Genomic DNA, 12,842 nt, shown 5'->3' with positions numbered 1-12,842 from the left:
GTAGCAAATGGAGGTCGAAACAATTTCGACGTCCCGAATGCAAGAGCGGAGGGCAGCCCAGGATATTTCGGCACGCGCCTTCAAAGAAACGCGAGCAGTCCCCTCACCCCAATTGAAACACCGCGACCGGCTGCTCATAACCGCGCACGGTGACTTCGCCGAGCGCGACCGCATCCTCGCCGTCGTCTCCGAGCGCCTCGCGCACGGACGCCGAGATCAGGAGCTGCGAGCCGAACTCCTTGTTGAGCGCCTCGAGCCGCGATGCAAAGTTCACGGTGTCGCCGATCACGGTGTATTCCTTGCGCCGGGGCGAGCCGATATTGCCGGCGACGACCTCGCCGAAATGAATGCCGATGCCGATTCTCAGCGGCCAGCTCGTCTGCGCATTGATGTGATCCATCGCGGTCAGCATGTCGCGGCCTGCGGCGACCGCACGATGCGCGGCATCGGACGCCTCCAGCGGCGCGCCGAACAGCGCGAGAAATCCGTCGCCCAGAAACTTGTTCACGATGCCGCCATGGCGGTCGAGAATGTCGACCAGCACGGCGAATGCGCCGTCGAGCCGGTCGACGACCTCTTGCGGGGTGCGCGACTGCGCGCCGGCGGTGAAGCCGCGGAAATCGACGAACATCACCGCGACGCGCCTGATATCGCCGGCGACGCTCGTCCCCTCCGCCATCAGCCGCTCGACCACCTGCGGCGAGACGTGCTGGCCGAACAGGTTGGTCACCCGATCGCGCGCGGTGGCCGCCGCGATGCTCGCGCTGAATTGTCGCCGCAACTGCGCGCCGACGGAGCCCGCAAGCACGCCGCAGACCAGGATCACCATGCTGCGCACGGTGTGGAAATAGATCAGGGGTTCTCCGGTGTCGCTTGCGGAATTGTAATACAGCGCGACTGTCAGGAGTTCGGCGGCTGCGACAAATCCCGTGAAGGTAGACAGCCAGAAATCGAGCCGCAGCGTCGAAAGAATGACGAAGATGAAATAGACCATCGGCAACACGAAACCGAGCGCAGGCCCAGCGCCCATGCTGCGGATCTGCAGGATCAAGATGAGCGTCGGCAGCGACGTCTCGATAAAGGCGCCGATATAGCGCCTGACCACCGGCAGGTCGCGATCAAGCTTGAGGTTTCGCCTGATCTGGCTGTGGACCCAGACCTCGAACAGCAGGAATCCTGCCACAAGGACGTATTCGCGGACCATCCCCTCGGTCCCGCGCCAGATCCGGTTCGCGATGGCAGGGTCGATCACGAAGGTCGCCGTGAGCAAGACCAGCATGACGAGGCCCGTGGCGATCAGCGCCTTCACCCGCAGCAACTCGGTGCGCAGCACTTCGCGCGTCAGCTCGCGCTCGAACTCCTCCGACAAGACGGCCCTTTGCCGGGCTTTCAAAAAGCTGACCATTCCATCCCCCGATTCCGGGGCAGTTTGCCTCAATCCAGCGTGCGGCGGAAGCGCGTCACGGCGATGGTCATGGCGACCAGCATCAGCGCTGCCAGCGCAAGCGTATCGAACCGCAGGTTCGGCATGGAGGCGCCCTTCAGCATGATGGCGCGGACGATGCGAATGTAGTGCGTCAGCGGCAGGCATTCGCCGACATATTGCGCCCAGGCCGGCATCCCCGCGAACGGGAACATGAAGCCGGACAGCAAGATGCTTGGCAGGAAGAACATGAATGACATCTGTATCGCCTGCAATTGATTCTGCGCGATGGTCGAGAACGTGTAGCCGATCGCGAGATTTGCAGCGATGAAAAGGGTCGAAAGAGCCGCCAGCAGGAACAGACTGCCGAGCACCGGCACGCCGAACAGGAACACTCCGATATTGACGATCAGGAAGGCCTGGATGAAGCCGACCAGGATGTAGGGCACGATCTTGCCGATCATCACCTCGACCGGTTTGATCGGCATCGACAGGAGGCTCTCCATAGTGCCGCGTTCAATCTCGCGCGTCACCGACAGCGCCGTGAAGATCAGCATCGTCATGGTGAGAATGGTGCCGACCAGTCCCGGCACGATGTTGAGCCGCGATTCCGCCGCCGGATTGTAGCGCGCATGCGCGCGGATCTCGAACGGCATCGCCGGGGGATCGCCGATATAGAGATCGTGCGCAAGTGCCGTCTGCACGATCATGCCGAGCGCGCCGAGTGCGGAGCTTGCGGCGACCGGATCGGTCGCGTCGGCTGCAACCAGCAGCGCCGGCTTGTCGCCGCGCCGCACAGCGCGTTCGAAACCGCGCGGGATCTCGACGCCGAACAGCACCTTGCCGGACTTCAGCAAATTGTCGAACTCGTCGACGTCGTGCACTTCGTAGACGAAGCGGAAATAGGCGGTATTCTCCAACGCCTTCAGGACCGAGCGGGCAAGATCCGAGTCCTCCTGCAGCAGCACCGCGCTCGGCAGATGGTGCGGCGTGGTGTTGATGGCATAACCGAACAGGAGGAGCTGCATCACCGGGATCGCCACGATCATCGCAAACGACACGCGGTCCCGCCGAAGCTGAATGAACTCCTTCGCCATCATGGCATAGGAGCGGCGCCAGAAGCCGAAGCGGTCGCGGATCTCCCGCACTGGGCCGGTTGTCCGGATGCTGCTCATTGGAAATTGTCCTTGGAACGGCCCATCAACTCGATGAAGACGTCTTCCAGCGACGGCGCCGATTTCAGCCAGTGTAGGTCGCCCTTCTCGCGCCACGGCGCGATGCTGGCTTCGAGAGCCGCGACGTCGCGGCCCGAGACGTGCAGCGAGGTGCCAAACGGCGCCACCATGTCGATTCCGGGCTTGCCGGCGAGCTGGGCCGCGAGGCCATTCAACTCGCCGGTGACGGTGTAGGTCGTCAGCGCGGACTTCGCGATCACCTCGTCAACGGTACCGTGCGCCAGGAGATGGCCATAAGCGATATACGCGATCTCATGGCAACGCTCGGCCTCGTCCATGTAATGTGTCGAGACCAGCACGGTGAGACCACCTGCGGCGAGCGCATGGATCTCGTTCCAGAAATCGCGCCGCGCCTTGGGATCGACGCCCGCGGTCGGCTCGTCCAGGAGCAGCAATTCCGGATTGGGCAGGGTGCAGGCCCCCAATGCAAGACGCTGCTTCCAGCCGCCGGAAAGCTCGCCCGCGAGCTGCTCCTCGCGGCCCGAGAGGCCGAGCCGCTTGATCATGTCGCGGGCAGCCCCGCGCGCGTCGGCAAGGCCATAGAGCCGCGCAACGAATTCGAGGTTCTCGCGCACGGAAAGATCCTGGTACAGGCTGAAGCGCTGCGTCATGTAGCCGACTTTGCGCTTGATCTTTTCCGCGTCCTTCAGGATGTCGTAGCCGAGGCAGGTGCCCTCGCCGCTGTCGGGCGTCAGCAGGCCGCAGAGAATGCGGATGGTCGTGGTCTTGCCCGAGCCGTTCGGCCCGAGGAAGCCGTAGATCGAGCCGCGCTTCACCTGCATCGACAGGTCGTGCACGACCTCGCGACCACCAAACGATTTGGTCAGGCCCTTGACGTCGATCGCGATCTCGTTGCTCACGCTCATCGCTTGTCCGCCACCGGGGTCTTCGGGTTGAGATAGACGTCGATCGGCTGGCCGACCCGCAACGCATCGGGCCGCGACGGCCGCGCCTGGATGAGGTAGACGAGCTTGTCCCTCTCCTCGAGGCTGTAGATGACGGGCGGGGTGTATTCGGCCGAGGTCGCGATGAAGTAGATCTTTGCGGTGAGGTCGGCGGCGCAATTGTCGCAGGCGACCCGCACCTCGTCGCCGATCGACAGCTTCGGCAACTCCGTTTCCGGCACGAAGAAGCGCAGCTTCATGTTGCCGGGCGGCATGATCGAGAGCACCGGCCGCTGCGCGGCGACCATCTCGCCCTCGCGGAAATAGATCTGCTGGATGGTGCCGGCGACCGGGGCAAAGCCCTTGCGCCGCGCCAGCCGCGTCTCCGACGTCACCACCCGCGCCTGCGCGACCCGTAAGTCAGAGACAGCGGAATCCAGAGTGGCTTGCGTGCCGGAGCCGGTTTTGCGCAGGGACTCTGCGCGATCGAACACCTGCTGCGCGTTGGCCAGCGTCGCCTTGGTCTGGTTGAGATCGGCCAGCTGGAGGTCGTCGTCGACGGAATAGAGGGGATCGCCGACCTTCACCAAATCGCCCTCGCGGATATCGAGCTTGGTCACGCGGCCTGCCTCGTCCGGACTGACATAGATCATGTCGGCCTCGACCCATCCCTGGAAACCGGGATCGCGCTTCTCCTTGCAGCCGGCTAGTCCGGTTGCGAGCACGGCGGCCAATGCGACTGCAAAAATCCTTTGCGACGACGTCATGTCGTCCTCCGTTCGCCAAAGATCAAATCGAGATGGACGCGCAGCATGTCCTGCGCATCGAGCGGCGCGTGCCGCGCAAACAGGCTCTGCCAGATCACCGCGATCATCGCCGGCGCGATCACAATCTGCGGATAGCGCGCGAGATTTGCCTGGTGGATCTCGCCACGGGCAATGCCGAGCTCGATCAGCGCGCGCATGCCGGCGATCCCACGCGAGACCACCTCGCGGTAGTAGAAGTCGGCCACTGCCGGAAAGCGCGGACCCTCCGCCACGATCAGGCGGACGAGATCGCCGCGCCTCGTGCCGATCACCTCTTTGAGGAAGTTGCCGGCAAAGGTTTCAATGAGGTCGCGGACCGAGCTCGTCGGCGGCGGTAGTGCACTCAGCTTCACCACCACTGGCACGATCACGGTGCGCACCAGCTCCTCGAACATCGATTCCTTGTCCTTGAAGTGCAGGTAGATGGTGCCCTTCGCGACGCCGGCACGCTTGGCAATGTCGTCGAGCCGCGTCGCGGCAAAGCCGCGCGCGATGAACTCCTCCATCGCCGCTGCGACGATCGCATCGCGCCGCTCGGCCGCGCGCGTGGCGCGGTTCGACATCGGCGCGGCGTCTTCGCCGGCTTCGGGATTGCGCGTCGCAGCTTTGGCCGCAGCCGCTTTAGTGAGCTTCTTTGTCATTTTGCATTTATGACTGACTAGTCAGTCATAGTCAATGAGAGGGGCTGACTCGATCGTCGCTCAAACAAATTAGTATTGACTAATGCATTAGCGAATACTAATCTGTTGACATGATCGATGCCGCCCCCAGTCCCGTCACCGCCGTCATGCGCGCCCTCGCCGATCCGACCCGGCGCGCGGTGTTCGAGCGCGTGTTCGACAGCAAGGAGATCAGCGTCGCCGAGCTGACGCGCGGCAGTGGCGTGACGCAGGGCGCGATCTCGCAACATTTGAAATCGTTGAAGCAGGCGGGCCTCGTCGCCGAGCGCGCCGAGGGCCGCAACGTCTACTACCGCGCCGCGCCGCAAGGTCTCGAACCGCTGGTCACCTGGATGGATCATTACGGTGTCTTCTGGCGCGAGCGCTTCCAGAACCTGCGTGACCTGTTGAAGGAGATCGACCCGTGAGTGCAGCCGCGTTGAAAGCCGAAACCAAAGATATCGTGATGGACGAGGTGCTCCCTCACGCGCCGGAGACGGTCTGGAAGGTGCTGACATCTGCCCAGTTGATCGCGCGCTGGCTCATGCCACCGACCGGCTTCGAGGCTGTCGAAGGCAATGTCTTCACCTACCAGACCAAGCCGGGCGGCCACTGGGACGGCGTCATCCATTGCCGCGTCCTGGAAGTCGTCCCGAACCGGCGTCTGGTCTACGCCTGGACGGGTGGCGATGAACGCAACACCGGCTACGGCGCGCCGCTCGACACTGTTGTGACCTGGTCCCTCACCCCGGTCGAAGCCGGCACGCGCATTCAGCTGGTTCATGCGGGCTTCGTCATGCCGAGGAACGACAGCGCCTACACCGTCATGAGCGGCGGATGGAAGAAGGTCATTCGGCAGCTCGACGAAATCAGCGGCGAAGACAGTTGAGGAGTTAATGCGATGACCAAGCCCTATACCGGCGGCTGCGCCTGCGGCGTGATCCGCTATTCGATTGTCGGCGAGCCCATGTTCTCCAACCATTGCCAGTGCCGGGACTGCCAGCGTGAAAGCGGCACCGGCCACGGCTCCTACGCCACCTTTCCGCGCGGCGGCGTCACGGTGACGGGCGAAGCCAGGACATGGGACATGACCGGCGACAGCGGCAACGTGAAGACGCGCGCCTTCTGCCCCGAATGCGGCGTCGCCGTTTACATGACCTTCAAGGCCATGCCCGATATCTTCACCATCCGCGCTGCCAGCCTCGACGAGCCGGCCCGCTACAAGCCGCAAGCGATCACCTACGCCGTGCGCGCGTATGATTGGGATCCTCTCGATTCCGGCCTGACGAAGTTCGAGAGGATGCCGCCGGGCTGAGAGTTTAGCCAAAGTCGAGCACCATGCGGCCGTTGATCGTACCGGCCTTCATCCGCTCGAACACGTTGTTGATTTGCGCAAGCGGCATTTTCGTCACTTCGGCCTTCACCTTGCCGTCCGCAGCGAACGCAATGGCTTCGTCGAGATCCCTGCGGGTCCCGACGATGGAGCCGCGCACGGTGATGCGCTTGAGCACGACATCGAAGATCGGCGTCGGGAATTCACCCGGCGGCAGGCCGACGAGGCTGACGGTGCCCTTCCGCCGCACCATCTTCAGCGCCTGAGCAAACGCGGCGGTCGACACCGCCGTGACCAGCACGCCGTGAGCCCCTCCTCCGCTCGCTGTGAGCACCTTGTCAACGGCATCGCTTGCGAGCGCGTTGACCGCGAGATCGGCACCGGTCTCGCGCGCGAGCTCGAGCTTGTCCTGGGCGATATCAATCGCCGCGACCTTGAACCCCATCGCCTTGGCGTACTGGATCGCGACATGGCCGAGCCCGCCGACGCCTGAGATCGCGACCCACTCGCCGGGCCGCGCGTCGGTCTCCTTCAGTCCCTTGTAGGTGGTGACACCAGCGCAAAGGATCGGCGCAACAGCCGCGAAATCGATCGTCGGCGGCAGCTTCGCCGCAAAGGCCGCCGAAGCGATGACATATTCGGCAAAGCCGCCGTTCACGCTGTAGCCAGTGTTGTGCTGATGCTCGCACAGCGTCTCCCAGCCGGTCTCGCAATATTCGCACGACATGCAGGCATCGTGCAGCCAGGCGACGCCGACAGCATCGCCGACCTTCAGATTTTTGACGCCGGGTCCGAGCGCCGCGACGATGCCGGCTGCTTCATGGCCGGGAATGAACGGCGGCACCGGCTTGACCGGCCAGTCACCGGAGGCGGCGTGCAGATCGGTGTGGCAGACACCGCAGGCCTTCACCTTGACCAGAACTTCGCCGGGACCGGGCTGCGGTACCGGCACATCCTCAATCGCCAGGGGCTTGCCGAATTGTTTGACAACAGCGGCTTTCATGGTCGGCATCGGTCTGCTCCATTGCATTACGTAAGCAGACTAGCGATACCGCCCAGGTCTCACTTGATTGGAGTCAAACGACGCAAGTTTATTGGTCGCGCTGCGCAGAACGCCCGCGGCAGCGCAGAGCGCGCCTGGCGTCAGCTATGGAACTTCAATCCATCGACGATCTTGTCGATCACCTTCCTCTCGGCGCGCATTGCGAGGCCGACGAGATTGAGATCGCCGCGCGCGACCGCTCTCACAGCTGCGCGATTGGCAGCATCATGCGTGGTCTTGAACATGTCCTCGGTATAGACCGCCGGCGTGACATTGCGCGTGAGTGCGCGATCGAGTGCACGCGACAGCGCCGGACCATCGGCACCATAGATCAGGATCGGTTGGCCGATCAGCGCAAGATACTTCGTGGACGATGCGTCCTCATAGGCATCGCCGATGCACTCCGGAAAAGCAGCCGCGACGCCGCTCGTCAGGAATGACGCAACATTGAGCTTCTGCCAAGTCTGGAGGTCGTTGCGAATGACAACGGCAATCTTGGTATCGAACTGCATGAACTCTCCCGCGCACATCCAAGCGTCTGGAAAGAAAAAGAAATTCCGAGCGCTGCGACGGCTTATGTCAATGTAACGCGGATTGTCCGGGCGATCACAGCGTAGAAATTTCAATGCGGGATGCGATCGGCTGTGCTTCTCTCCGCAGGACAACTCGGATATATGTCGATGCCCGTCACTGAACTGTCATAAAGCTGCGAATGTCCGAAATTGACGCCATCAAGGGAGCCCTCGAACCGAGGCGGCGTCTCGCCGGGTCAAACAATCAACACATTGCGATCAGGAACGCCGCAACTTCCAACGCGGAACAAAAGCCTGGTTCCGAAATCTCCGACAACGGGCCCCCGCGCAGCGGTTTCTCTCACGCCGACCTGTCCGCCGAAGATATTCGCGCCGATGCGACGAGGCCGGATGTGTCTTCGCCCCGCGACGGTGTGCCTCGCGCGACTGAAATCGAACTCAAGCTGCTCGTGGACTCCGATCGTCTGGCTGACTTCAACGATGCGCCGATCATCGCCGCGAATGCGCGCAACAAGGGGGCGCGCAAGCATCTCAAGGCTGTCTACTACGATACGCCCAAGCGCACGCTTCGCCGCGATGGATTCAGCTTCAGGGTTCGCCAGAGCGGCACGCGATTCACGCAGACCGTGAAAACGGAATCCAGCAACGATCCGCTGCGACGTGGCGAGTGGGAGGCAGCGGTGCCGTCGATGGCGCCCGATATCGCGCTGGCGATGCCGCTCGTTTCGGACAAGCTGCGCGCCGAGCTGGAGCGTCACCCGATCGAAGCCGTCTTCCGCAGCGATATCCACCGGCATCAACGCCTCGTCGACTTGCCGTCGGGCACGGTCGAGGTCGCCTTTGATCATGGCCATCTGACGTCAGGCGATCGCTCGCTGCCCGTCAGCGAGATCGAGCTGGAGCTTAGGAGCGGCAGCCCGTCCGCGATCTGGGACCTCGCGCTTCGGCTCGCCGAGCATGGTCAAGTGAAGCCGTCGATCCGCACCAAATCGGCGCGTGGATTTGACCTCGCGGCCGATACGCCGCCGCGCACACCGAAGCCGCCGAAGCTTCGTCTCGATCCGTCGATCTCGCTGGACGAGGCCTTCTCCGAGATCCTGCGATCCTGTCTCCTGCACTTGCTCCAGGCGTTGCCTGCCGCCGAGGATGGCCGCGACCCCGAGGGGATGCATCAGCTTCGCGTCGCGCTGCGCCGCCTGCGCTCCGCGCTGGACCTGATGCGGTCGGTGGTGTCGCTGGCCAAGCTCGACCTGATGCGCGCCGAAGCAAAATGGCTTGCGGGTAGCCTTTCGGGCGCGCGTGATTGGGATGTGTTCCGGCAGGAAACGTTGCACACCGTTGCGGAGGGTTGCCCGTCGGTTGCAGGCTTCGACACGCTCGGCGCGCTCGCCGACGAACGCCGCGCGAGCTTCTACGACGAGGCCCGCCGCGCCCTTGCCGACCGGCGCTGCGCTTACTTCGTGATCGGGCTCGGCGCCTGGATCGAAGCGCGCGGCTGGCGCAGCGACGTTGCGCCCGAAGGCCTGGCGCAACTGGCAGAGCCGGCGATCAATTTCGCCCGCAACATCCTGTCGGCGCAGCATGCCAAGGTGCTGAAGCGCGGTCGCCGTTTCAAATCGCTGCCGATCGAGGAGCGGCATCGTGTCCGCCTCGCCGCCAAGAAGCTGCGCTACGTCGCCGACTTCCTGCTTCCGCTCTGCGGGCACGGCAAATCCGCAAAGCGATTTTCGCGCAGGCTGGCCGACCTTCAGCAGCAGCTCGGCGTCTACAATGACATGGCGACGACGACGTCACTGCTTGCCGACGTCAACGCCGGCGCGACCGGCAGCGGCATGGCGGCAGCCGCGATCGCGGGCTGGCAGGCCCACGCCATGGTCGGCGTCGAGGTCCGCCTGCTAAAAGCCTGGTCGGAATTCACCGGGGCCAAGGTGCCCTGGTCGATCGACGCGCCGGAGCAGCCGGTCAAGCTGGTGCAAGCCAACGCGGGATGGCTGCGCTAACCGCAGCTCAACCCTTGATCACCCCTTGGCGTCGCAGGCCCAGGCACGGATCACGCATTCCTTGCCGCCATATTTGTAGCATTCGCGGGTGGCGGCGTTGAGCGAGGCCGAGATCTTCGGCTTCACGGCGTAGCCATAAGCGCCACAGGGGTTGGTCATGTCGACTGACATGGCCGCACAGGCCCGCTTCATTGTCACCGTCGTGCATTCACCCTTGCACTGCTTTTGAGCGGCGGCACGCGCCTCGTGCTCGGCGCCGTAATCATAGGCTTGGCCATAGGCGCCGCACCTGCCGACGGCAAAGGCGCCGGCCGCATGAGCCTCGGTGATGTGACGGGCGCCAGCGACACAGATCGACAGCGCAAAGAAAAACATCGCGCAACGGCGCGCGACGAGGTTCGAAACCATGGAAAAACCCCTCCCCCCAAGGCAGGTGCAGGCGACTCTAAGCTGGGACCGTTTCCAGATGGTGAATGGAGAGTTGAAATCGAGGAGCCGTCGGGTGGATTAGCGAAGCGTAAATCCGCCAAATGTGTCACTGCGGAAACGGAAGTGGTGGGTTACGCCAGCGGACTGCGCTTCGCGCCGCCGCTGTCTAACCCACCCTACGAAGTTACGGCACCTTCATCCGCCTCTAGCAGCTTCCAAGGCCTGCGGCGTGTCGATGTCGAGAAACGCGCCCTCGCCATCAACAGGCACTTCGGCCACCGCTTCCGTGTGCTTGGCAATCAAATGCCGCGCGCCGACGTCGCCGTCGAGCGTCATCAATTCCTTGAAGAAGCGGCGCGACCACAGCACCGGATTGCCGCGGCGGCCTTCGCTGACGGGCACGACGATGAGATTGCCACGATCCGGCGCAAAGCCGTCGATGAGACGATCGATCAGGCCGGCATCGATCAGCGGCATATCGCCGAGGCAGATCACGGCGCCATCGCTGGCGTCAGACACCGCCGCGATGCCTGATTTGACCGAGCCCGCGATGCCGCCGGCGAAATCCGGGTTCTTGACGAATTTCACCTTCAGTCCCTGCAACGCCTGCTCGACCAGCTCGGTCTGATGGCCGGTGACGACGATCACCTCGGATGCTTTCGACGCCAGCGCCTGCTCGGTGGCGATCCGCACCAGCTTCTTGCCGTCGAGCTCGGCGAGCAGCTTGTTCGGCCCGCCCATGCGGGTGGAGCGGCCGGCCGCGAGCACGATGGCCGCAACCTGCCTGTTGTCCTCGATCTCGGGCTTGGCGCGCGGCTGCGGGCGCGTCACGATCTCCATCAGCAGGCCGCCGACGCCCATGCCCATCAGCTCGGAGCGCGTCACCTTGATGCCGGCGAGCAGCCGCATCAGCACCCAGTCAAAACCGTTCTCGACCGGAGAACGCGCGCAGCCGGGCGCCCCGAGCACCGGCACGCTGCCGGCGCGCGCGATCAAAAGCAGATTGCCGGGATCGACCGGCATGCCGAAATGCTCGATCTCGCCGCCGATTCCGGTAACGGCAGCCGGGATCACATCGCGGCGGTCGGCGATCGCCGATGCCCCGAACACGATCACGAGCTCAGCGCCAAGCGCGAGCAATTCCTTGATCGCAGCCGACAGCGCGCGCTCCTCATGCTGTACGCGCCGTTCGGCGATGATGCTGGCACCCGCCGGCGCGAGACGCTCGGCGGTCACGCGCAGTGTCTTGTCGACCACCTTGGACGACAAGCCCGGCAGCAACGTCGAGACCACACCGACACGCTTGACGACATAGGGCGCGATTTTCAGCACGTCCTTGCCGGCGGCCCTCACCGCGGCATCGCGCAAATTTCCTTCAACGCCGAACGGGATGATCTTCACGGTGCCGACCATCTCGCCTTCGACCACCGGCTTGTAGGCGGCGAGCGTGGCAAAGGTGATGGCCTCGTCGACATTGTTGATGCGGTCGACCGCGGCGCGGTCGATCACCAGCACGCCCGGCTGCGCGGCGAACAAATTGGCGCGGCCGGTGAAGGCGCGCTCGACATGGATGCCCTCGCCACCGATCGCAAGCGCGATGCTGGCGGCGGCAACATCCTCGGAGACGTCGCCCGCCTCCATCCGCACCACGACGATGTCCTTGATGCCGGCGCGCTCGAGCTGCTCGACCTCGGCAGGCCCAATCGTCGTGCCTTTCTTCAGCACGAGCGGTCCCTGGCGCAGGGTGTGGACGGTCACCCCGCCGATCGCATCCCTGGGACTCGCCGGGCCGAATTTCATGCCGCTTCTTCTTTTTCTTTGGGCGGCAGGCGCAGAACCGCGGTGATCTCGGCCATGATCGCCACCGCGATCTCGGATGGAGAGACCGCACCGATCGCCAGCCCAATGGGCGCGTGGATGCGCGCGATATCGCTTTCCTTGGCGCCCTGCGCCCGCAGCCGGTCGCCGCGCTTGGCATGCGTCTTCCGCGAGCCGAGCGCGCCGATATAGAAGCAGTTGCGCTCGAAGGCATGCAGCAGTGCTGGATCGTCGATCTTGGGGTCGTGCGTTACGGCGACGAAGGCGGTGTACGCATCGACATTGAGCGGCGGCAATGCCGTGTCGGGCCATTCGGCGACGAGCGGAATATCAGGGAAGCGCTCGGGGCTCGCAAAGGCCGTGCGCGGATCGACGACGGTGACGTCATAGCCGAGAGAACGCGCCAGCGGCGCCAGGGCCTGGCTGATATGGACCGCGCCGACAATGACGAGCTTTGCGGTTGGCGCGTAGACGTTGAAGAACAGCTTCTTGCCGCCGGCCTCGACATTGGCGCTCTTGCCCATGCGGAGCTGTTTGTCCAATTCCGCGCGCAGCGGATCCTTGGCGAAATCGGCAGCCTTCACCAGGCGCTGCTCACCGCTCTCGGTGTCGGTCAGCAAAATCACCGGCCGGCGCGCGGCGCGCTCGGCATTGAGTTCATGCAGGATTGCGAGCTTCAC

At 63.9% G+C, this 12,842-nt stretch carries 14 protein-coding genes; 4 read left to right on the top strand and 10 right to left on the bottom strand.

The features are described 5' to 3' along the window. Positions 1 to 103: 103 nt before the first annotated feature. Genes L6637_RS29960 through L6637_RS29940 form a run of 5 tightly spaced genes read right to left on the bottom strand, consistent with a single transcriptional unit; the run spans position 104 to position 4,989 of the window. Positions 104 to 1,405, bottom strand: a complete 1,302-nt coding sequence (locus L6637_RS29960) for an adenylate/guanylate cyclase domain-containing protein (protein WP_237872712.1) — start codon at positions 1,403 to 1,405, stop codon at positions 104 to 106. Positions 1,406 to 1,434: 29 nt separating this feature from the next. Next, entirely contained in the window at positions 1,435 to 2,598 is a 1,164-nt protein-coding gene (locus tag L6637_RS29955; RefSeq protein WP_237872710.1) for an ABC transporter permease, read from the bottom strand. Further along, positions 2,595 to 3,524: an ABC transporter ATP-binding protein gene (locus tag L6637_RS29950; RefSeq protein WP_237865756.1), complete on the bottom strand. Its 930-nt coding sequence runs from the start codon at positions 3,522 to 3,524 to the stop codon at positions 2,595 to 2,597. Before L6637_RS29950 ends, L6637_RS29955 begins: the two co-directional genes overlap by 4 nt. Next, positions 3,521 to 4,309: an HlyD family secretion protein gene (locus L6637_RS29945; protein WP_237865755.1), complete on the bottom strand. Its 789-nt coding sequence runs from the start codon at positions 4,307 to 4,309 to the stop codon at positions 3,521 to 3,523. Before L6637_RS29945 ends, L6637_RS29950 begins: the two co-directional genes overlap by 4 nt. Continuing rightward, the gene (locus L6637_RS29940) at positions 4,306 to 4,989 is read right to left on the bottom strand and encodes a TetR/AcrR family transcriptional regulator (RefSeq protein WP_237872708.1); all 684 of its coding nucleotides are present in this window, start codon (positions 4,987 to 4,989) and stop codon (positions 4,306 to 4,308) included. The genes L6637_RS29945 and L6637_RS29940 overlap by 4 nt, the downstream gene beginning before the upstream one ends. Before the next feature lie 110 nt (positions 4,990 to 5,099). Between L6637_RS29940 and L6637_RS29935 the strand changes: the two genes are divergently transcribed. The 3 genes from L6637_RS29935 to L6637_RS29925 are packed head-to-tail and all read left to right on the top strand — an operon-like array spanning position 5,100 to position 6,322. After that, complete coding sequence (locus L6637_RS29935; protein WP_237865753.1) at positions 5,100 to 5,435, top strand: ArsR/SmtB family transcription factor; 336 nt, start codon at positions 5,100 to 5,102, stop codon at positions 5,433 to 5,435. Continuing rightward, positions 5,432 to 5,896, top strand: coding sequence for an SRPBCC family protein (locus L6637_RS29930; protein WP_237865752.1), 465 nt, complete (start codon positions 5,432 to 5,434; stop codon positions 5,894 to 5,896). Before L6637_RS29935 ends, L6637_RS29930 begins: the two co-directional genes overlap by 4 nt. A 12-nt stretch (positions 5,897 to 5,908) precedes the next feature. Then, a complete protein-coding gene (locus tag L6637_RS29925) occupies positions 5,909 to 6,322 on the top strand; it encodes a GFA family protein (RefSeq protein WP_237872706.1) in 414 nt (137 codons plus the stop codon). A 4-nt stretch (positions 6,323 to 6,326) separates the two neighbouring features. Here the strand turns inward: L6637_RS29925 and adhP are convergent, their stop codons facing one another. After that, entirely contained in the window at positions 6,327 to 7,352 is a 1,026-nt protein-coding gene (adhP, locus tag L6637_RS29920) for an alcohol dehydrogenase AdhP (protein ID WP_237872703.1), read from the bottom strand. A gap of 131 nt (positions 7,353 to 7,483) precedes the next feature. After that, complete coding sequence (locus L6637_RS29915) at positions 7,484 to 7,894, bottom strand: DUF2000 family protein (protein WP_237865750.1); 411 nt, start codon at positions 7,892 to 7,894, stop codon at positions 7,484 to 7,486. A gap of 413 nt (positions 7,895 to 8,307) precedes the next feature. Between L6637_RS29915 and L6637_RS29910 the strand changes: the two genes are divergently transcribed. Further along, positions 8,308 to 9,915, top strand: a complete 1,608-nt coding sequence (locus tag L6637_RS29910) for a CYTH and CHAD domain-containing protein (protein WP_237865749.1) — start codon at positions 8,308 to 8,310, stop codon at positions 9,913 to 9,915. Between the two features lie 18 nt (positions 9,916 to 9,933). Here L6637_RS29910 and L6637_RS29905 read toward each other — a convergent pair whose 3' ends face one another. The 3 genes from L6637_RS29905 to L6637_RS29895 form a co-directional block, all read right to left on the bottom strand. Beyond that, positions 9,934 to 10,323, bottom strand: a complete 390-nt coding sequence (locus L6637_RS29905) for a DUF4189 domain-containing protein (RefSeq protein ID WP_237865748.1) — start codon at positions 10,321 to 10,323, stop codon at positions 9,934 to 9,936. A gap of 216 nt (positions 10,324 to 10,539) precedes the next feature. Further along, positions 10,540 to 12,144 carry an NTP transferase domain-containing protein gene (locus tag L6637_RS29900; RefSeq protein WP_237865747.1) on the bottom strand — a complete coding sequence of 535 codons (1,605 nt, stop codon included), beginning with the start codon at positions 12,142 to 12,144 and terminating at the stop codon, positions 10,540 to 10,542. Beyond that, the gene (locus tag L6637_RS29895; RefSeq protein WP_237872701.1) at positions 12,141 to 12,842 is read right to left on the bottom strand and encodes an XdhC family protein; all 702 of its coding nucleotides are present in this window, start codon (positions 12,840 to 12,842) and stop codon (positions 12,141 to 12,143) included. Before L6637_RS29895 ends, L6637_RS29900 begins: the two co-directional genes overlap by 4 nt.

Origin of the sequence: Bradyrhizobium zhengyangense, from assembly GCF_022012435.1 — a bacterium.
Lineage (GTDB): Bacteria > Pseudomonadota > Alphaproteobacteria > Rhizobiales > Xanthobacteraceae > Bradyrhizobium > Bradyrhizobium zhengyangense.
This window is presented reverse-complemented; position numbering and strand designations above follow the sequence as displayed.